The following is a 21304-nucleotide window of genomic DNA, read 5'->3' as shown; positions in this document are numbered from 1 at the left end:
AAATACTGATGATGAAATTTAAAGCCATATTATTTTTAGGTTTGGCTGTCTTGGTGGCAAGCTGCGGAATGTTGGGCAAAGGTGGAAAAGGAGGCAATGAAGCTTCCAGTAAAACGGGATGGGAATACAACAATCCAGACAATGGAGGTTTCCAAGCTGATGGGGACTTTAACCAAGTAACCGGACCTGGCTTAACATTTATAGAGGGCGGTACTTTTACCATGGGACGAGTTGAACAAGATGTTATGTACGACTGGAACAACATGCCTCGCAGGGTAACAGTTGCTTCATTCTACATGGATGAAACCGAAGTCTCCAACCTTGATTACCGCGAATATATTTTTTGGCTTAATCGTGTTTATCCTGAAAATAAGGAAAAAATTGAGCAAGCACTGCCCGACACTCTCGTTTGGCGAAAAGAATTGGCTTATAACGAACCTTACATTCAAAACTATTTCAGGCATCCTGCCTACAGCGATTATCCTGTTGTTGGCGTTAGCTGGGAACAAGCAGAAGCTTATTGTAAGTGGAGAACCGATCGTGTAAACGAAAAAATACTGGTCGACCGTGGCGTATTGCAACATGACAATACACAAGGAGGACAGAATGTTTTCACTTCGAACACATACCTGGCCGGACTTTATCAAGGTACTGAAGGCGACGACCCAATTGAAGATGCAGCTGGAAATCCAAGAAGATTAAAATGGGAAGATGGAGCTTTACTGCCAAGCTATCGGTTACCGACCGAAGCAGAATGGGAGTATGCTGCTTATGGCCTCATTGGAAATACAGAAGGTGAACTACTCACCGAACGTAAATTATACCCGTGGAACGGAAGCTACTTGAGAGATGATTCGAAAAAAGATCGTGGACAAATGATGGCTAACTTTGTTCGCGGACGTGGTGACATGATGGGTATGGCTGGTGCATTAAATGACAATGCAGATATCACGGCACCTGTCAATTCATACAATCCGAACGATTTCGGGCTATATTGTATGGCTGGCAATGTCAACGAATGGGTTGCCGATGTATATCGTCCTTTAAGCCAACAAGATGTGGAAGAATTCCAACCATTTCGAGGTACAGTATATACCGAATACAAAAGAGATGGTGATGGAAACTTAATTCGAAATGAATTCGGTGAGCTTATCGCAGATACAATAGCAGACTACAGAAATTACGAAGACGGCGACTATCGGTCTCAAATTATTGAAGGCCCGGACTGGGAAGCTATGGAAGATCAATTGTCAACTGAAGATATGTATATAAAAGGAGAAGAATCAGGAGAATTTACTTCGCTTATCTCAGACAATGTGCGTGTTTATAAAGGTGGATCATGGAGAGATCGTCCTTATTGGTTGATTCCTGGAACAAGGAGATATTTGGAGCAGGATAAAGCCACCAACGACCTTGGGTTCCGCTGTGCAATGACACGAGTTGGAAGTCCGAAAGGATTCTAAAAAGATATTTATTTCAACACCTAAACCTCATTTGTAAAAATGGGGTTTTATTTTTTTCCAGAATATGAAGATAGAACTACTTTATGAGCTATTCTTAAACCATCCTGCAGTTTCAACTGATAGTCGGAATATTGAAAATGACTGTCTCTTTTTTGCACTAAAAGGTCCGAACTTCGACGGGAACAAATATGCTGCTGATGCATTGAACAAAGGAGCAGCTTTTTCGATCGTGGATGATAATAAGCTACCCGAAAATTCAAATTTCATTCTGGTAGAAGATGTTCTGCAAACGCTACAAAAACTAGCATCCTATCATCGTAAATCGCTCGGGATTCCGATTTTGGGAATCACAGGTAGCAACGGCAAAACAACAACAAAAGAACTGATCGTTGCAATCCTCCATAAAAAATACAATGTAAGTTCCACCAAAGGGAATTTAAACAACCACATCGGAGTCCCACTGACACTATTAAAGATGAATAAAAACACCGACGTTGGTGTTGTGGAGATGGGAGCGAATCACCCGGGAGAAATTGCAGAGCTTTGTCAAATTGCAGATCCTGATTTCGGTTTAATTACCAACATTGGGAAAGCTCATTTAGAAGGCTTTGGATCGTTTGAAGGTGTCATCAAAACGAAATCGGAACTATACAAGCACCTAAAACAAAAATCAGGCTCGGCTTTTATACATATTGACAACGAAATACTGCTAAATCAAGCCAAAGGAATTGAACTGTTGACTTACGGACAATCAGAGCAGGCTCAGCTTCGTGGAGAACTGCAGGAGTCTGCCTATTACCTTACCGTAAAAGCTCTCTTCCCCAAAGGCTGGCTCTATCTAAAATCAAAACTAATTGGTGCCTACAACTTTGAAAATATATTGGCTGCTGCTCGTGTAGGCTTACATTTTAAAGTCGACCCAATAGCCATACAGGATGCTGTTGCGAACTATTCTCCGACGAATAACCGATCGCAATTGGTTGTAAAAGGCAAAAATAAGATTATCATGGATGCCTATAATGCGAATCCAACAAGTATGGCTGCGTCCTTATCAAATTTTGATGCAATCAATCAAAAAGGGAAGATGGTGATTTTAGGAGATATGTTGGAACTTGGAAATCAAACTGATTTTGAACACCAAAATATTGTTGACATTATAGGTACGATGGATTTGGATAAAATATTTTTGGTAGGAAAAGAGTTTGCAAAAACTTCGGCTGATGCAAAAATAAAGAAGTTTGATACTGTCGAACTTCTTTCTGACTACCTCGATCAAAACAAACCAACAGGAATTAATTTGACCTTAATTAAGGGATCTCGCGGAATTAAGCTCGAACGAATCCTCGAAACACTTTAATATCACCCCAAGGCGGCAATTGGGCTTCCCCTTTACCAATTTACCAAAACCGTTAGTTGTGGAGTATAGCTGCACGAAAATTAAATCTTCTTAAAAGAAACCCAACTCCAGGCGGGCTTCTTCACTCATCATCGATTTTTCCCAAGGCGGATCAAATGTTAACTCCACGTGGGCATCATCTACTCCTTCGGCTGTTATAGCTGCCTGCCGGGTGTCTTCCACCAGCATATCGGCAACCGGACAACCGGGAGCAGTAAGGGTCATAATCACACTAGCCTTATTATTTTCATCAATATCGATGTTATAAATCAGGCCTAAATCGTATATGTTTACCGGAATCTCCGGGTCATAAACTTCCTTTAAATTGTCTATAATTAAATCTATTCTTGCATCCATGGCTTCTCCTCCTAACTAGAAATCTTGTTATAAGCAACAGCATATAACTTAATTTGTTTGATCATTGCGACCAGTCCGTTTGATCGTGTTGGTGATAAATGTTGTTTCAAACCAATATCGTCGACAAAATGGAGTTCGTTATTCATTAACTCTTCTGGCGTACGCCCCGAAACAACACGCAGCAAAAGGGCAACTAAGCCCTTCACAATCACGGCATCACTCTCTCCCTGGAAAAAAATTTTTCCATCTTTAAATTCAGGAGCCAACCACACACGCGACTGACATCCTTTTATCAGATGTTGATCATTTTTTAATTTTGGGTCCAACTCTTTCAAGTCATTTCCCAGTTCAATCAAGTAACCGTATTTGTCCATCCAGTCCTCGTAAAGCGAGAATTCTTCTACAATTTCTTGTTGTATATTTTCTATCGTCATGAATCTTTCTTTTTAAAAGACGTAAAGGTCGTAATTTTTTTACGAATCACACAAAATTCACTTCCACCTCGACCAAAGAATTATACTTAATTTAAAAAGCAGTTTTGAGTTTCTTTGAATGATTCTAAATTCCACCCAGAATCAGCTTATCCATTGGCAATTGCTTATCTTCACATTACCAAAAATCAACAATAGTAATTATTTAAATAAAAAAATCATGACTTCAATAGTTGGAACACAAACAGAAAAGAACCTGCTAAAAGCATTTGCCGGTGAATCTCAAGCAAAAAACCGCTACGAATTTTTCGCCAAACAAGCACGCAAAGAAGGACTGCACCAGATTGCATCAATCTTTGAAGAAACAGCCATCAACGAGCAGGCGCACGCCAAACGTTTCTTTCGCTTTTTAGAAGGTGGCGTGGTTGAAATTACAGCCAGCTACCCAGCTGGAGTAATTGGAACCACCATGGAAAACCTGACAGCAGCGGCAGACGGTGAAAACGAAGAGTGGAGTGATCTTTATCCTGAGTTTGCCCGAGCTGCCGAAGAGGAAGGTTTTAAACTCATCGCAGTGGTTTTTAGAACCATTGCAAAAATTGAAAAACACCACGAAGAGCGCTACCGCAAATTGTGCAAAAATCTGGAAGAAGGTAAAGTGTTTGAGCGAGAAGGTAAAGTAACCTGGAAATGTCGTGTTTGTGGTTTTCTTCACGAATCAAGCAAGCCACCGGTTAAATGCCCATCTTGCGAACACGCTCAAGAATATTTTGAAATTGAAGCAACAAACTACTAGGCTTTGAAGCTGAATTTGCAAGCAGCAGATTAATAATAGGCTGTTCAAAACGTTTCTGTCCGTCCTCCTGAACTTGTTTCAGGATCTGTGTAGATTAAAGAAAAACTCCTCTAGAGACTGATTCCGAAACAAGTTCGGAATGACTTTTTCACCTACGTTTTGAACAGCCTATTTCATGTGTTTATAATTGTTTATTTTTTGCAACACATGGAACTCGCTTTAAATAATCATGCTCCTGTGTGTAAATATTTTTACATGCTCGTTTCATTTAATGAATGTGAATCTCATGAACCTGCCCGGAACCTCTTGGGTAGCGAATGCTTTCTGTCAAATCCTGAACTAATTTCGGAGGTGCAGCAGTTATTCGTGAAACAACCATCGCGACCACAAAATTCAGTATCATTCCCAAGGTTCCAATTCCTTCAGGAGCAATGCCAAACCAGTAGCCCTCGGGCGTGCCCGGCCCTCCCAGTTGCGGCTTGAAATAAATGATGTAAATTGCTGTAAATACAATTCCTACAATCATCCCACTTATTGCGCCCTGTCTGTTCATTCGTTTATCGAAAATTCCCAAAATAATAGCTGGAAAAAACGAAGAAGCAGCCAACCCAAATGCAAGCGCAACTACCTGTGCAACAAAACCAGGCGGATTCAACCCGGCAAGTCCGGCCGCAACAACTGCCACAGCAATGCTAATCCGGGCAGCCCAAAGCTCATTTCGTTCCGAAATTCCAGGCATTAAGTAATTCTTAAGCAGATCATGCGAAATCGACGTGGAAATTACGAGCAACAATCCGGCAGCAGTTGACAAGGCAGCAGCCAAACCGCCTGCCACCACCAAGGCAATTACCCAACCGGGGAGGTTCGCAATTTCGGGGTTGGCCAACACAACAATATCCCGATCAATAATTAATTCGTTCTTTTCTTTGTCCGCCAAATATTGAATTTTACCATCATTATTTTTATCATCAAAGGCCAGTAACCCGGTGTTCTCCCAGTTGGTAAACCACTGCGGAACATCAGCATATTCTCTTTCAGAAAGCGTATTGATTAAGTTTGTACGGGCAAATACCGCCACCGTTGGAGCAGTTGTATACAACAAAGCGATAAACAACAAAGCCCAGCCCGCCGAAATTCGCGCATCTTTCACTCTCGGAACGGTAAAAAAGCGAACAATCACGTGTGGTAATCCCGCAGTTCCAAACATTAAAGCAGCCGTAATAAAAAACATATTTACCGTATTTCCCTTATCAACCTTGGTATATTCGTCAAAGCCGAGATCCACTGAAAGTTGATTCAGTTTCTCCAGTAGATAGGTTCCATCTGCTGTTTTTCCACCAAATCCAAGCTGCGGAATAGGATTTCCGGTCATTTGCAAGGAAATGAAAACTGCAGGTACTGTAAATGCGAAAATGATTACACAATATTGAGCAATTTGAGTGTTGGTAATTCCTTTCATTCCACCCAAAACTGCATAAATAAATACAATGCCGATGCCAATTAATACTCCCGACTCAAAGGACACATCGAGAAAACGAGCAAACGCCACTCCCACTCCTTTCATCTGCCCAACCACATAAGTGAAAGAAACAAATAGCGCACAAATTAAAGCGACCAATCGGGCATTCTTCGAATAATACCGTTCGCCAATAAAATCGGGTACCGTAAACTTTCCAAACTTCCGCAAATACGGAGCTAGCATAAGAGCCAGTAAAACATAGCCACCGGTCCAGCCCAATAAATACTGCGATCCGCCATAACCCATAAAAGAAATTAAGCCGGCCATAGACAAGAAAGAAGCTGCCGACATCCAATCGGCAGCGGTTGCCATTCCGTTTGCAATTGGATGGACACCGCCACCCGCCACATAAAATTCTTTTGTCGAGCCAGCCTTCGACAGACCTGCTATAATGATATACAAAACAAAGGTCACCCCGACGATGACATAGGTCCAGATTTGAGAATCCATAATTGATTTAAGTTTTATTGTTCATCAAGATCAAATTCCTTGTCTAGCCGGTTCATCAGAAAAACGTAGATAAAGATGATGGCTACAAATACGTAGATCGCCCCTTGCTGGGCAAACCAAAAACCAAGCGGAAAGCCTGCCATGTGAAAGTTATTGAGGAAATCGGCAAATAAAATGCCTGCGCCAAATGACACAATAAACCAAATGCAAAGTAAGTAGGCCAGGTAGGTTAAATTCCGTTGCCAGTACTTCTTTTTTGTTTTCTCCATGCTGTATTCGTTTAGTTATTATTCGGATTGTGTTAGTGTTAGCATTTCAAACAGATGTCAATTTAGATATTTTTATCTTTTTTTCCTAATATGCAATCCAGCTATTCTTGCCGAGTTTGACAGAGGAAAAAAAGGACGAGATTAACCTCATCCTTTTCGAAAAAATTACAAATAGTTCCCTGAACCGGATAGACTGAAACAAAAAAAAATCCGGCTGGAGAAGCCGGATTTTTTGCTGAATTAACTGCTTAATTACCTGCTGTTGAAATGGGAATTGTCGAAAGCAAGGCAATATTTTGAATATCTGAATAATCGTATAAATAGAATCCACCATCGCCAATCATAAACAGGTAGTCATTAAGTGGAATAACATCGTAAGTATTGATATCAGGGAATTCCGCCAGTTTATGTTGGTTGATCGTTAGTGGGTCAGACGCATCGAAAACTTTTAAGCCGGCAGCTCCATCGCAAATAAACAGAATGTCGTCGTCAATGCCGAGCCCGTGAGGATTGGCCATCGAATGGCTGGCCAGTAAGTTCAATTCGGAATAATCGTCATTCATTTTAATAACATCCAAGCGATTGACCGCTCGACCACATGAACCACCATCGTGTAAAGTAACATAGGCCAAATCATCCTGGATAACCACCGGGTCGCAACTTGTAATGTGAGAATACTGATTGACATAAGTGGGATTCACTTCAATTTCCAGATCAAAAACCAACATGCCGGATCTTGTCCCAAAAAACAAGTGATCATCATAAATAAACATCGTTTCAATATTCCAACCAATATTCTTCGACCCAATTTCAGTCGGATTAGTCAAATCTGAAATCCGAAACGTATAAAGACTGCTATTGTCTACCGTGTACAGGTAATCTTTGTAGAGTCCAAATCGAGCCATCGATCCTCCGACTCCAAAAGTTGTCCCTGAACCACCACCAACGCCTCCTGAAGTATTTGTTGTCGCAAAACCACCGTCCATAAATACATCTTCAGCATAACTTCTGCCATAATAAACCGGATAATGATACTGCTCGATTTCTTGTTTTATCTTTTCAACCTCCCAACCAATGACAACGCCCTGATCTTCGTCAATTTCCCCAATACGGTAGCCAGTGTCGTATTCCGGAAGAGTATATGGGAAAATATCCTCAACCCGACCAACTTCATGAATATCGGTCAAATCTGATACATCAATGGCTACCAAATCAATGTAGCTATCGGCATAAAGTACATCTTCCTTAATGGCAATATCAACATTTCCCGGGACCTTAATAAAGCCAATATTATCAGGGCTTGCCGGATCACTAACATCCAACACATGAATGCCTTTCATGATTTCATTGATAAATATATAATTATCTTTGAAATAGATCTTTCCCGGTTTTTCGATTTCCTGACTGGGACTAAGCAAGACTGCCGAGCGTAAATCTTCATAAGACATGTACACCGGAGAATTTCCTACAAAAGTTTCGTAGTATTTATCTTCACAGCCCGAGAACACTACTGCAATAAACAGCAAAATAACAGTTGTATAAGTTGTTTTCATTTCTATCGTTTTTTTTAGTTGAAAAGAATGCCTAAACGAATTGTCAAACGATTGTATTCCCGCTCCAATTCATATTCATCTTCTCCTTCAAATTGATTTTGATGGAAGCGATAGCCAAATGAAAGCATCAACCCAAGGTCTGGACTCAGCTGACTAACAAAACCAAAGGATGGATTAATCATTACGCCACCTTTCGCATCCACAAAATCCTGAGAGTAATAGTACGAAGACCAGGGCATCACGTCGTAATAAATACCGCTGTTGGTATAAAAACCGTCATCCAATGGAATCATATAACCGGCTTTCAAACCTAAAAATGGGGTAAAACGCGACTCTCTAAAATGATATTCCAAATTGCCAAAAACGGGTAAATACGACTCTTCCAAAAAATCGATGCCGAGTCCCACTCCGGCGTACCAATTGGACTGAACACGAAAATTTACCGATGCATCAAACGAAAAAGGACTCGGTTTTGCACTGTTCGGACTACCGGCCAGCAAGCCAATAGTGGCCTTGAAGAAATAAGAATCCCCCGTGTCTTCGTAGGTGCCTGGAATCCAACTACCAGCTATTGTATCAATTTCTGATTCCTTGATTACCCAGAGATTCTTTCCGGAACGGACAACAATTTTTTCATCGTCAACTCTGGTTTGCTGCCCTTTTAAGACCGATCCATTTTTGAGGTAAATCACCTCTCGCTTACTTTTTTGGGCAAAACCACTGCCGGCAAGTAACAAGAGTGTTAAAAGATAAATGATTTTTTTCATTTTTTTTGAGGTTGGTTACTGACCTATGATGCACACTTCCATTAAGGGTTGCGTGAATAACATAAATTAGTAGTATTATGCGCAAAAAAAATTGGAACAACCGTGCGATTATTCCAATTCTCTTCTTTTTAACCCCCTAAAACGGAGACACTTTTACTACAGTCGTTTTAGCTGAAAAATATCTTTTCGTCGATCTTTTAGGTTCCGCACACTTCCAAACTGATTGAGTTCCCGAAGCAAGTCCAGATCAACATCAGCAATCAGTATCATTTCGGTATTGGGTGTTGCCTCGGCTTTGATTCCGTTTACCGGGAAAGCGAAGTCGCACGGAGTAAAAACCATCGACTGGGCAAACTGAATATCCATGTTATGCACTTTGGGCAAGTTCCCTACTCCTCCGGCAATTACTACATAACATTCATTTTCAATTGCTCGCGCCATCGCACAATTGCGAACCCGGGAATAACCATTTTGAGTATCGGTCAGGAAAGGCACAAAAATAATATCCACGCCTTCGTCTGCCAGCAGGCGACTCAGCTCCGGAAATTCAATATCATAGCAGATCAACACCCCAATTTTTCCACAGTCAGTTTCAATAGCCTTCAATTTTGAACCGCCCTGCATCCCCCACACTTTGGCCTCATCAGGTGTTACATGCAATTTTTCAAATCGTTCAACCGATCCATCTCGCTTACAAACAAAACCGGCATTATACAAACGGTCGTTTATTATTTCAGGCATGCTCCCTGTAATAATATTGATGTTGTAAGAAATGGCCAGCTCCGAAAACCGCTGGGTAATTTCTTCGGTGTGGCTCGCTAGCTCACGAATTGCTTCCGGCTCGCTCAAGTGGTTGTTTTCCGCCATCAACGGAGCCATGAAAAACTCAGGAAACAACGCAAAATCAGAACGATACCCCGATACCGCATCAACAAAATACTCTGCCTGGTTCATCAAGTCATCCAGATTATTATATGGTCGCATCTGCCATTGTATTAACCCCAGACGGACAATTTTTTTCGTTAGTACCGGTTGCTTCGTGGTTTCTTTCTCATAGTATATGTTGTCCCATTTAAGCAACACCGCATAATCATTTGACTCCTCGTCACCTTCTAAATAGTTCTTTAAAATTTTAGACGGATAAAAATCATTCGACATTTGAAAGTTCAATACCGGATCAACAATTTCCTTTAAACGAACTTTGGCAATATACTCTTTCGGAGACATTTGATCAGAGTACTTATGATAACTCGGAATTCGTCCACCGAAAGCAACTCCTTTCAGGTTCAACCGCTCGCACAACTCCTTTCGATAATCGTAGAGACGACGTCCCAGCCTCAAACCACGATACTCAGGTCGAATAAAAATCTCAATCCCGTACAGTGTATTGCCATCCGGGTCGTGCGTGTTGAATGAATAATTACCCGAGATTCGTTTATAGGTATGCTGGGTTTCATACTTGCTTAAATCGACAATAATAGAAAATGCACAACCTGCAATCTGACCGTTCACACGGATCACCACCTGACCTTCGGGGAACAGATTTATTAATGTTTTCAACTGCGGACGCAACCAATAGGAATCAGGCATTTCCGGGTAAGACTCGATCAACGCCTTCTTCAACTCCTGATAATCTTTCAGTTGCAGAAAACTAAGTTCTATATTTTCAATTTCGTTTGTATTCACCATGATCCATATTATTTTGAGATAGCAACCACAAAGATAACAGCTAATCCCTATTTAAAGTTATCGTAGCTATTTAGTAATATAAAAATAAGTGCATCATTCATGCAATATTTCACAATATTCTCAGCAAAATCAGCAGGGCATTCTTACATTTCCGGATATTTAGATCTTTTTATATTGACCATGTAGTCTTTTTAAACTAACTTGCTATTTATTAAACCATTAAAATAAACACACATACTTATGACTAATCAAAAGATAATCGCAGTTGTTGGTGCAACCGGCTCTCAAGGCGGTGGACTTGTAAAAGCAATATTAAATGATCCGGATGGCGAATTTAAAGCCCGAGCAATTACTCGAAATGCCAAATCGGATAAAGCAAAAGAATTAGCTGAGCTTGGTGCTGAAGTTGTCGAGGCTGATATTAATAATATTGAGAGCCTGGCAAAAGCATTTGAAGGCGCATATGGAGCCTACTGTGTCACCTTTTTTTGGGAACATTTTTCACCTGAGAAAGAAAAAGCCCATGCAAAAAACATGGCCGAAGCAGCAAACAAAGTAGGAATAAAGCATGTTATTTGGTCGACCCTTGAAGACACCCGAAAATGGGTTCCATTGGACGATGACCGCATGCCAACCTTAATGGATCTCTACAAGGTTCCACATTTTGATGCCAAGGGCGAATCCAATTCATATTTTGAGAAGAGCGGTACTCCATACACCTTACTGTATACTTCTTTTTATTGGGACAATTTCATTTATTTTGGAATGGGGCCACAAAAAGGTCAGGACGGAAAATTAGCCATCACTTTTCCGATGGGTAATAAAAAACTACCAGGCATTGCTGCTGAGGACATAGGGAAATGTGCCTATGGTATTTTCAAGGCAGGAGATCGGTTTCAGAACCAATCGGTGGGAATTTCAGGTCAGCATTTAACAGGTCAGGAAATAGCAGATGGTTTCTCCAAACTTTTAGGAAAACCTGTAGTTTACAACGATATTCCGGCAGCAGTTTATCGCACCTTTGGTTTTCCCGGTGCTGAAGATCTTGGGAATATGTTCCAGTTTAAGCATGATTTCCAAAATGATTTTTGTAGCAAGCGTGATGTAGGATTTTCAAAACAGCTCAATCCGGACATACTGAGCTTTGAAGAATGGCTAAGCAAAAACCAAGATAAAATTGAGGCCTAAGTCTTAGCTAAACATCAAACAAAAAACCTATTCTTAGAATTTATTTCGCTTTCTCACATCTTGTGACTTTCGCCCTTTCCTGAGTCAATATCCAATCTACTGTAAATCGACCAACTACAACAATACAATCTCTTGAATTAAGAAGATTCCCCTTGCCATCCAGTCCCCACTATTGAAACAAATCAGACTTTAAAAAAATAAAACCCACCCATATTCACATTTATTAACAAATATAAATAACTAATAAAAAAGCCTATAAACATTAAACACTTATTGTGTTTTTATATTTTTTGTTTAACGTTTTAAAATAAACAGTAAACACCAAGTGAGTTCTACGTGTTTTACTTACAAATTCTAAACACGAATATCATGAAAACACAAGCGAACAAAAAATCAAATTCTTTCAAGTACATTTCATTAGTAGTTTTAGCTCTAATCACACTCTCTTTTACCAGTTGTAATGATGATGAAGATCCTGTCGTACCTGAAGCACCAGTTTCTGTTGATATTGCAACAACTCTTCAACAAATCACAGACGACCCAGATACTTACAACGGAGACAATTCTGAATTGAAAAAGCAAAGTATTAAAAGTCAAAGGCCGAAGTTTAAAAACCTTATTACTGCATTGGCAAAATCTGGATTAGTAAGTACTGTAGCTCAAAACGAGTTTACCGTTTTTGCACCAACTGACGAAGCTTTCGAACAACTTCTTGACGAGCTCGGAGTAGGTAGCATCAATGACTTAACAGCAGAACAACTGACACCCATTTTACTATACCATGTCGTTTCAGGAACCGTCATGTCGGGCGATCTGTCCAACGGACTAGTAGAAACAGTCAATGGCGCATACATAGAAGTTGACCTTTCATCGGGTGTAATGATTAATGATGATGCGACAGTTGAAATCGCTGACCTTAAAGCTCTGAATGGTGTTATCCATGTTATTGATAAAGTATTACTCCCCCCGTCCATGAACTTAGTTGAAAAAGCAATAAGTTTTGATCCTGAATTCTCGATTCTTGTTGAGGCAGTTACCAAAGCAGGACTTGCAGAAACACTGGCGGATAGCGGACCATATACAGTATTTGCTCCAACAAATCAAGCATTTCTGGATTTACTTAACGATCTGGGTCCCGAAGTAAACAGTTTAGACGATATTGATCCGGACATGCTTGTTCAAATTTTACTTTACCATGTTGTGGACGGCAGCGTATTCTCAATGGATCTGACAAACGGAATGGTGCCGACTTTAAATGGAAAAACGATTGAAGTTGACTTATCGAGCGGAGTGATGATCAATGACGCAACTGTTGAAATACCAAATGTACAAGCAACAAACGGAGTGATTCATGCGATTGACAAAGTCATCATACCATAGTAGGAAACAGAAATACGCCATAAGAAATTATACAAAACAAGCGAGCATTCAAATTAGAATGCTCGCTTGTTTGTTAGCATATTTCTCTTGAGCATCAAGCATTAAAACTCGTAGGTTAAGCCGGTAAAAACACCAACCGTATAGGGCTTATAATCGACTGAAGAATTACTATTTAACGACCCTAAAAAATGCTTTATCTGCGGCTCAATTCGGACACTTATCTTATCGGTAATTCCGTAACCAAAACCCAGCCCGAAACTGGTGCTGTAATTAACCGAATTCATATCTCTTGTTTCTCCAATTCGCTGTCGCCCATCCTTACTATTGGCATAAGCTTCATTTCCGATTAACACACTCGTATTGAAACCTCCCAACAACTGCATTTTAAAAACAGCATCAACAAGCTGATAGCGAAAGATTAGCGGAATCTCAATATACTCAAAATCTTGCTCAAACTCGGTTTCAGTAAGCAATATATTACGACTTGCATCAGCTGATTCAAAACCACTACTTAGCTTAGCATTGGGTGGTAGGTTTTCTATTGCAATAACCCCTGCAGCTGTGTTCATCGTTACTTCTCCTGAGCGAACCGCAACAGCCGTATTGAAAAATCCAGCATCCTCAACTACATTTTGAACCCCTTCCGTGGGAGACGCCGGAGAATAAAACAAGTCAGATGAGCGATAGGCCTGATTGGAAGAAGTTTGTCCGAGTTTACTATAGAAAACCCCACTCTGCACACTCCATCGTTTGTTGGTCTTGTACTCAACTGAAATTCCACCTCCTACGTTTAAATCTTCACTTGAATTGTCGTAGGTCATTGCGCTGGCATACTCTTTACTTTGCGAACTCTGACTAACAGCAAAACCCGGTGTTAACATAGCTCCAACCTGCCAACCTGCTGACTCTACATTCTGTTTGTTTGCTGCCAGCAAGCGCGCATTTTCCTCAACCATGGAAAGCTCTACCTGGCTTAACAACGACTCAGTTTGCAAATTTCTATTTGTTTCTGCTAATTGAGCTTGTTTCTTAAAAGAATCATCTAGCTCTACTCCGATTAACTGGAGGAGGCTAAATGATTTCGTTTCCTGTTTCCTGTTTCCGGAGTTTACAATTAGTCGTTCATCCTTTGAGACATCGGCGATTGCACTATAACTCGCCGCCGTATTTATACTCGCTTCGTCGTTGTTTGCGATCTGGGTCTTTTCATCTTTCTGGTCGGATTCTGCAAAGATCGGTGCCTCCTGGCTTAAAACCGGATCCTTCTCCTCGTTCAATTCATCCGTCGATTCAGCTCCAACAACTTCTTCCGCCTTGTTAAGCGGTTTGGACAACGGTTTTTCAACCGTCTCATTTTGCTCCGTTAAAATCGGAACATCCGTTTCATGCGGATGCTGCAACTGCCAACCTAACAAAAAGGCTAATAAAACAGCTGCTGCGATTCCTGCTCCTTTTAAGTAAAAGAAAATAGTGCGTCGTTTCGCCCCCGCCTGCTGCTCCTGAATCCGACTCCAAATATATGAAGGCGGCTCTTGTTCAAAATTCTCTAATTTCGAACGGAACAACTCATCCAATTGATCATTATTCTTTTTCATGCAGAATAATTATTTTCTGTTTCTCCAAAAACCTTCACCACTTTGTCCTTCAATATTCCTCTGGCACGCGCCAGATTCGACTTAGATGTTCCCACCGAGATTTTCATTTCGTCTGCTATTTCCTGATGATTCATGCCTTCAATAACATATAGGTTGAATACCATTCGATAACGTGGTGGCAATTCATTAATAATCTTTAGCAAATCCTTTGCTGACAATTCAGCAATGATATTATCATTTAGCTCAGGCTCATCATAAATCCCCATGTCTTCAACCGGGTGCATCAAATGATTTTTTCGGTAACGTTCTAAGGCAACATTTACCATTATTCGTCGCACCCAACCTTCAAACGCCCCCTCGTGCCTGAATGAACCAATTTTTTCAAAGACCTTTAAAAAGCCATCCTGCAAATTATCTTCTGCTTCAGTCTCATCTTTCGAATATCGCAGACATACCCCAAACATTTTTGGAGCCAGATACTGGTACAACCTGGCCTGTGCCTTCGTTTTACCAGCAGCACTATCGATAATAATCTGCTTGAGATCTTTCAAAACACTATCAATTGATTAAGATCAAAATTAACAGAATGCCCGCATAGTTTGCAATTAATTCCGTAATCCGTTCTAATTAATTTACTCTGACAACAGTCAAAATGGGTGATTTCAGTATGGTGATGGGTGAAACCACTGAAAGGTTGCGTAGTTTGTCAACTATTTTTTTGAAACTCAAACGCAACCTTTCCCACCCATCGTCAGTCTAGATTAACGTAAATCATTTCGAATAAATCATTAGAACGATGAAACACCTTATTCTTATTTGCGGCTTATTCTTGATTTCACCACTTCTAAATTCGTGCTCCGACTCAGGTTCGATTATTGTGGAAGATGGAGAAGTGACCAATATTGACTTGGATTTGAAATCGGAAGAGCTGATTGAAGCCGACAACGCTTTTGGACTTGACCTGTTTAAAGAGGTAAATGCAGAGTTGGATGAAGGCAAAAACCTCATGATTTCACCCTTGAGTATTTCGCTTGCACTGGCCATGGTATACAATGGAGCCGATGGCGACACCAAAAGCCAAATGGAAACCATGTTGCATAAAACAGGTTTTACGGCCGATCAGGTAAACACAGCTTACCAAACGTTGGTGGAGTCTTTAGCCGATCATGATCCGAAAGTAAAACTATCGATTGCAAACGCCATTTTTTACGATAAAGATTTCAGTGTAAAATCTGATTTCATTTCAACGAACCAAACGTATTACGATGCTGAGGTTGACGAATTGGATTTCAACAATTCATCTGCTACGCTCGACCGGGTAAATGGTTGGGTAAAAGATAAAACCAACAATAAGATTGAAAAAATAATCGATCAGGTTTCCCCCAATGATGTAATGTATTTGATGAATGCCATTTATTTTAAAGGTCAGTGGACCTACCAGTTTGAAAAAGACAATACAGCAGACCGTGCATTTTATACTGAAAACGGGAACGAATTACAAGTTCCAACGATGATGCTGGATGAGACAACATTAAACTATACCGGCACAAACCAATTTCAATTACTGGAATTACCTTACGGAGGCGAGAAATACAGCATGCTCATCCTTTTACCTACCGACGAATATTCGACCGATGATGTTATTGCAGAAATGAATCAGTCTAATTTGAATGATTTGCTTGAGAACTTGCACGAACGCAATTTAAAAGTATACTTGCCCAAGTTTGAATTTGCATACGCAAATAGCTTAGTTGACAACCTGAAAGCGTTAGGCATGAATGATGCGTTCTTCGCTTCTCTTTCTGACTTCTCAGGTATTTCGGACATTCCAGATTTATATATTTCGGAAGTAAAACATAAAAGCTATATTAAAGTCGACGAAGAGGGCACTGAGGCCGCAGCTGTTACAGGCGTAACCTTTGATTTGACTTCTGTTGGTCCGGAACCTGTTTTTGATGTCAACCGACCTTTTGTTTTCGCTATCCGCGAAAAAGATACGAACGCTATTTTATTTATGGGAAAAGTTAATAATCCGCTGCTTAATGAATAAACTAATCTATATCGCCTTGTTTGTTTTCCTACTTGGTTGTGAAGAACAAGCCACACCGGTTGATGATTTTAAATACAAGAGTATTTCTCAGTCAGAAACCAAAGATTATGTCGATCTGTATTTTTATAATTTCGATAGTCTGGAGAACGATCCGGTTACAATCAATGAAGTGCTGATTGAAGGCGACTTGCTCATTGTCAACTTAAGTTATAGTGGTGGTTGCGCTGAGCACGAATTCAATCTGGCTCGAATTCATCCTTCGTGTGGCACACCGCCTCTTCCTCCACCAACATTTCAACTCAAACACAATGCCAACGGCGATGCATGCGAAGCTTGGATCACAGACACCTTAGCCTTCAACATCAGCCGACTACAAGAAAGTGAAGACAGCCCGGTGACGATCAGCTTTTCAGCAAATGAACATAACGACGAATACTTTCAAACCAACTTAGATTACAGCTATGAATAAATTTAAAATACTGCTACTGGTATTCCCTTTTCTGATTTCTGCAGCTTGTATTCACGATGATGTGGCAGTTGACGATGATATTGTTGTCTTTTTTCAATTTGAGTATGTGAACCATGCCTGGGGATTTCAACATAACGGATTCATTATCGATCAGCAGGGCAATGTTTATGACTATGAGAAACCAGATGATTGGGTGTGGCCTGAAAATAACGAAATTAGCACAAGTGCTTTTGAAAGCAATCTTTCCAAAGCAGAAGGCCGGCTTGCCCAATTGGATGGAAGTGACATTAAAGAAATGACGAAGCTTGCAAAACAAGCAAGGTATGGAGATTTAACCGAACAGAAATCAGTGATGGCTGATGCCGGAGCTGAGGTTTATGCCATCTATACTGCTACTGTCGGCGACAATATATTAACAAGACATCTACTCCAACAACGCGGCGATGTTTACCAAAAAAATAAAACCAGCGCCTCCGACGAGATCACCGAATGGCTCATTGATTTTCGCGGGACGGACGGCTTCCCCGATGACAACTTTTAATAGTGAAACAGTATCAATTTCACCCCACACGTTCTAATTTAATCCAGACAAAACGGGCAGCTTTAAAGCTGCCCGTTTTTAGTTGTATTGTTTCCACTTAAAACATCGGATCCCATGGCGGAAGCATTTCAGCTTTTTCGCCATAAATACCCAATACTTTTTCGCTAATAAAATCTTTATGCACCACAATTCTGAACATGTATTCGTTAAACCATTCATCGGTAAAAGTGAGATACCCTTTTTCTCCGGTTTTTTCACCCCAACTATTTTCAAATTGCCATTTCAGCGGTTGCTCATCCTCATCTACTTCAACAGCTATCAGTGCCATTCCATGACTTGAACCACTTTCGCGACTTTGAATTCGCTGGGCTTTTGTCATAGAGAACGGAACATCATAAACCGCTTCGTAGTTAAAGTTATCAACGTCCAGCACTCCAAAATCACGACGCAACTGTTTGCCCACATCGCATGAGGCATACATGGCTTGATTGTTCTTGATCGATTCGATGCAGAATTCCTTAATCACATCATTTGGCAAATTCACATAGTGCCAATTTGCGCCTTCCTCAACATTACGATAATTTTCAATTTCAAAGTGCTTCCAGAACGGGCGAGTCGGGTCGTTCATTAACATCACATAATCGTTGAGTTTAACTTCTCCAAGCACTTCGTTCATGAACGATTTTGGCGTAAAATTACCTGCTTCAACAAGCTCGCCATCTTTGTTTTTGTAGCGATAGTTAAAAGTTACAGGAGGTTCGCCCAAATTGAGAGCCAACATCCGATAAACAACCGAAAGCATTTCTACTTTCCGATCTTCAATGGCTTGCTTGTTTTCACCGGCGCTTTTCAATTCTCGAAGTTCCAATGCCTGTTCGCGCAACTTACGCTTGAGTAGTTTTGTCATCCAGGCTGTATTCTCGCTCGAGTAGGTTTCCTCCATCGCTTCGCGCGGAACCATACCATACTTATTAGCCAAGTTTACAAAGTTGATCCACTGCCCGCCATCGTCAACCGGCGAACGAAAATACCAACGTACTTTCTCATCATCAATTTCCCGGTCAGCGGTCGCCACAATATTATTCAGAAACAAATTGGCTTTCTCGAACAAATCCCAGAAATAGAGGTAGTTTTCAGAAAACTCAAAAGAGCTAACTTTAAAATGAGATATCGCCATTGGACGAAAAACATTCAGCGAAGTAAACAGCCAGCAACGACCTGATTTTTTTTGGTTGGTTATTCCCGAGACATCAACCCGATAGGTGAAATAATGATCGGCCGAACCTTCATTTTCGCGACTCCAGGCTAATTGGGTAATTGGATTTGCCGATAATGCGTTTTGCATTCCGGTGGTATAGTTGTCTTTAACAAACGACGACCTGATTTTATCCAGGCTCTGTTGATCAACCGATTGGCTGACAGCAAACAATGGCAACATAAGGCCTATAAAAAATGTCCATTTCTTCATAAAACGTTATTCTAAAGTTTTCAGTTGTAAGGGCTCAAAATTATCAATAATTCACTAGCAAAAAAAAGACCTCGCAGAGGCCTTTCATTATTCAACATCAATATCTCATTTCAAAAGATGATAGGTTAACCCAATTGAAAAGGCCAGGTTCGATTTATCGTACAACTCTTTGTAAGTTCCTACTCCCGCATATTCAATTTCCTTATAACCATTTTCGTAGACTGTGTTAAGCACACCCAAATCCATATCAAAAGCGTCACTTACTTTAAACTTTGCACCCAATCCAACAGAGTTCGAACTCAAGCTATAACTGATATCAGTCTGATACCCCCGACCTACACCGGTTTCAGAATGCATTACCCCGGCACTGATTGTGGTTACCTCGTTGAGTTGAAGCTCCAAACCTCCTGCCAGCTCATAGTAATTTTTCTCAATGTCATTTTCCTTTCCTGACCAGTCAGCAGCTTTGTCAAAATAATTACTGAACGATCCGGATAGTTTGAAATTATCCAGCAATTGATAGTCGATCCCTGCTGCCAAGATAGCCGGTATATCATTCCTAAACTTTTCCCCGTCAGGAAACTGTCCAGTCCCATCAATCTCGGTTTCATTTTCCATTTCTAAAGTTGTCCTAAATTCATACCGCATGCCAATATTTAACTTTTCTCCAGAATTTAAATTCAATCCTATTATTGGAGTAATCCCAAACCCTTTTTGCTGCACATCAACTTCCTTATTTGTTGTTAGTTGAGCATAGCCATCTTGACCTAGTGCGTCAAAAAAAGATGTAGCGGGAATAAACCCCCCATCGGGGTTAACGACCGGATGCTGAGGGTTAATCAAAATATTTTGTATGTGACCCTCATAATCATTTACAGCGTCTAAAAGTCGTCCTCCAGCGGAAATACTCATAAAATCACTGATTTCGTATGAACAGCCAAATTGAAAACCAAGAAAAACAGAACTGCCATTAAAAAAAAGATCGGCAGAATAATTTAAGGTTGGCACTCCCATTCCAGAAATAAGTGATGGTAGATTTGAAAATGGTATCTCAAAGGATGGCAAACCATTTTCATATTCTGCAGTACCTCCACCGGAATTAATTCCAAAACCAAACGAAAAAGCAAGTTTGTTAGTTTTATATGCTGCGAAAAGAGTCGGGAATACCGGAACAGTTACTCCTCCCTCATAGGTTTCATCATTTAACAGGGGATACTTATTTTCAATCGTGCGAGTTTGAAAAATACTTTGATTATTGAACGAAAAATGCCAGCCGTCGTTTAGCTTTACTAGTCCTGCCGGATTGAAGTAAACCGCATCGATATCGGTTGAGGCATTTCGGGAAAGCATCCTGATGTACTGCGCGCTTTGGTTCGCATTTGTTAAGATACCACCTGCCCATACTGATTGTATGAGCCCCAAAAAAACAACGGTTAGCAAAGTTGATTTTTTCATGCTCTTTTTTGTTTAAAGATTAGTATAGCAAACAAAAGTATACTATTTCATTTTTAAACAATGCATACCTGATGTAAAACAGCTTATCGAAAAATATCGATATTTTGATTCCTCCGTGCGAATAGAAATTTGTCGACATTACTTTAATAACAGATAAGATGAAAGCCAAACTAGTTTTAATTGTATCATCTACTGTTTAATTTCATTTGCTACATTCAGAAACAAAAAATCAGCACCCTGACAAGCAGTGTGCTGATTTTATATCGTAAGCAAGTAATTTTACATTTCTTCAAGCCGTGCATTTTTTACTGTGCCTAGCTTTTGGGCGAATAGAAAGCATCAGAACATATCTGAATACCATCTAAAGTAGGGTCTGCTGATTTTCTACACACCGTATGAGTTGGATATTGGAACCAGCAAAATGTTTTTATCAAATAATTCTAATCTCAGCAGGTTCTTGATGGCCGC

The 21304-nt window shown here is 40.4% G+C and carries 19 protein-coding genes; 8 read left to right on the top strand and 11 right to left on the bottom strand.

The annotated features are described in order from the left end of the window. Window positions 1-8: 8 nt before the first annotated feature. Together ACTB00_RS10275 and ACTB00_RS10270 are read left to right on the top strand one after the other, a co-directional pair. A complete protein-coding gene (locus tag ACTB00_RS10275) occupies window positions 9-1463 on the top strand; it encodes an SUMF1/EgtB/PvdO family nonheme iron enzyme (protein WP_463299830.1) in 1455 nt (484 codons plus the stop codon). A gap of 64 nt (window positions 1464-1527) precedes the next feature. After that, on the top strand, window positions 1528-2820 hold the full coding sequence (locus ACTB00_RS10270) for a UDP-N-acetylmuramoyl-tripeptide--D-alanyl-D-alanine ligase (protein WP_463299829.1): 1293 nt from the start codon (window positions 1528-1530) through the stop codon (window positions 2818-2820). 90 nt (window positions 2821-2910) lie between these two features. Here the strand turns inward: ACTB00_RS10270 and ACTB00_RS10265 are convergent, their stop codons facing one another. Then, window positions 2911-3216 carry an iron-sulfur cluster assembly protein gene (locus tag ACTB00_RS10265; protein WP_463299828.1) on the bottom strand — a complete coding sequence of 102 codons (306 nt, stop codon included), beginning with the start codon at window positions 3214-3216 and terminating at the stop codon, window positions 2911-2913. Between the two features lie 11 nt (window positions 3217-3227). Then, window positions 3228-3650 (bottom strand): SufE family protein, encoded by a 423-nt coding sequence (locus ACTB00_RS10260; RefSeq protein ID WP_463299827.1) that lies wholly within the window; start codon window positions 3648-3650, stop codon window positions 3228-3230. Between the two features lie 217 nt (window positions 3651-3867). Between ACTB00_RS10260 and rbr the strand changes: the two genes are divergently transcribed. Then, complete coding sequence (rbr, locus tag ACTB00_RS10255) at window positions 3868-4443, top strand: rubrerythrin (protein ID WP_463299826.1); 576 nt, start codon at window positions 3868-3870, stop codon at window positions 4441-4443. A 268-nt stretch (window positions 4444-4711) separates the two neighbouring features. Here the strand turns inward: rbr and ACTB00_RS10250 are convergent, their stop codons facing one another. The 5 genes from ACTB00_RS10250 to ACTB00_RS10230 all read right to left on the bottom strand — a co-directional run bounded on the left by ACTB00_RS10250 (window position 4712) and on the right by ACTB00_RS10230 (window position 10690). Then, complete coding sequence (locus tag ACTB00_RS10250; protein WP_463299825.1) at window positions 4712-6412, bottom strand: sodium:solute symporter family protein; 1701 nt, start codon at window positions 6410-6412, stop codon at window positions 4712-4714. A 14-nt stretch (window positions 6413-6426) separates the two neighbouring features. Continuing rightward, window positions 6427-6681: a DUF4212 domain-containing protein gene (locus tag ACTB00_RS10245; RefSeq protein WP_159517897.1), complete on the bottom strand. Its 255-nt coding sequence runs from the start codon at window positions 6679-6681 to the stop codon at window positions 6427-6429. A 248-nt stretch (window positions 6682-6929) separates the two neighbouring features. Continuing rightward, window positions 6930-8234 carry an LVIVD repeat-containing protein gene (locus tag ACTB00_RS10240; RefSeq protein WP_463299824.1) on the bottom strand — a complete coding sequence of 435 codons (1305 nt, stop codon included), beginning with the start codon at window positions 8232-8234 and terminating at the stop codon, window positions 6930-6932. 14 nt (window positions 8235-8248) lie between these two features. Further along, window positions 8249-9001, bottom strand: coding sequence for a hypothetical protein (locus ACTB00_RS10235; RefSeq protein ID WP_463299823.1), 753 nt, complete (start codon window positions 8999-9001; stop codon window positions 8249-8251). A gap of 156 nt (window positions 9002-9157) precedes the next feature. Further along, window positions 9158-10690 (bottom strand): bifunctional GNAT family N-acetyltransferase/carbon-nitrogen hydrolase family protein, encoded by a 1533-nt coding sequence (locus ACTB00_RS10230; RefSeq protein WP_463299822.1) that lies wholly within the window; start codon window positions 10688-10690, stop codon window positions 9158-9160. Between the two features lie 240 nt (window positions 10691-10930). Between ACTB00_RS10230 and ACTB00_RS10225 the strand changes: the two genes are divergently transcribed. Both ACTB00_RS10225 and ACTB00_RS10220 read left to right on the top strand, forming a co-directional pair. Beyond that, window positions 10931-11878, top strand: coding sequence for an NmrA/HSCARG family protein (locus ACTB00_RS10225; RefSeq protein ID WP_463299821.1), 948 nt, complete (start codon window positions 10931-10933; stop codon window positions 11876-11878). A 369-nt stretch (window positions 11879-12247) separates the two neighbouring features. Next, on the top strand, window positions 12248-13258 hold the full coding sequence (locus ACTB00_RS10220) for a fasciclin domain-containing protein (RefSeq protein ID WP_463299820.1): 1011 nt from the start codon (window positions 12248-12250) through the stop codon (window positions 13256-13258). 101 nt (window positions 13259-13359) lie between these two features. Here the strand turns inward: ACTB00_RS10220 and ACTB00_RS10215 are convergent, their stop codons facing one another. Then, on the bottom strand, window positions 13360-14853 hold the full coding sequence (locus tag ACTB00_RS10215; RefSeq protein WP_463299819.1) for an outer membrane beta-barrel protein: 1494 nt from the start codon (window positions 14851-14853) through the stop codon (window positions 13360-13362). After that, entirely contained in the window at window positions 14850-15404 is a 555-nt protein-coding gene (locus ACTB00_RS10210; RefSeq protein WP_463299818.1) for an RNA polymerase sigma factor, read from the bottom strand. The genes ACTB00_RS10215 and ACTB00_RS10210 overlap by 4 nt, the downstream gene beginning before the upstream one ends. Window positions 15405-15649: 245 nt before the next feature. Between ACTB00_RS10210 and ACTB00_RS10205 the strand changes: the two genes are divergently transcribed. From ACTB00_RS10205 to ACTB00_RS10195, 3 genes are read left to right on the top strand one after another with little or no spacing between them, the layout of a single operon-like run. Further along, window positions 15650-16903, top strand: coding sequence for a serpin family protein (locus ACTB00_RS10205; protein WP_463299817.1), 1254 nt, complete (start codon window positions 15650-15652; stop codon window positions 16901-16903). Next, window positions 16896-17372 carry a hypothetical protein gene (locus ACTB00_RS10200; protein ID WP_463299816.1) on the top strand — a complete coding sequence of 159 codons (477 nt, stop codon included), beginning with the start codon at window positions 16896-16898 and terminating at the stop codon, window positions 17370-17372. Before ACTB00_RS10205 ends, ACTB00_RS10200 begins: the two co-directional genes overlap by 8 nt. Continuing rightward, window positions 17365-17913 carry a hypothetical protein gene (locus ACTB00_RS10195; RefSeq protein WP_463299815.1) on the top strand — a complete coding sequence of 183 codons (549 nt, stop codon included), beginning with the start codon at window positions 17365-17367 and terminating at the stop codon, window positions 17911-17913. Before ACTB00_RS10200 ends, ACTB00_RS10195 begins: the two co-directional genes overlap by 8 nt. A gap of 97 nt (window positions 17914-18010) precedes the next feature. Here ACTB00_RS10195 and ACTB00_RS10190 read toward each other — a convergent pair whose 3' ends face one another. Both ACTB00_RS10190 and ACTB00_RS10185 read right to left on the bottom strand, forming a co-directional pair. Continuing rightward, a complete protein-coding gene (locus ACTB00_RS10190; RefSeq protein WP_463299814.1) occupies window positions 18011-19381 on the bottom strand; it encodes a C1 family peptidase in 1371 nt (456 codons plus the stop codon). Window positions 19382-19486: 105 nt separating this feature from the next. Then, the gene (locus ACTB00_RS10185; RefSeq protein ID WP_463299813.1) at window positions 19487-20836 is read right to left on the bottom strand and encodes an OmpP1/FadL family transporter; all 1350 of its coding nucleotides are present in this window, start codon (window positions 20834-20836) and stop codon (window positions 19487-19489) included. Window positions 20837-21304 lie beyond the last annotated feature (468 nt).

Source organism: Sunxiuqinia sp. (assembly GCF_055140945.1).
The sequence above is the reverse complement of the archived record's forward strand: the minus strand, read 5'-3'. Positions and strand labels throughout refer to the sequence as shown.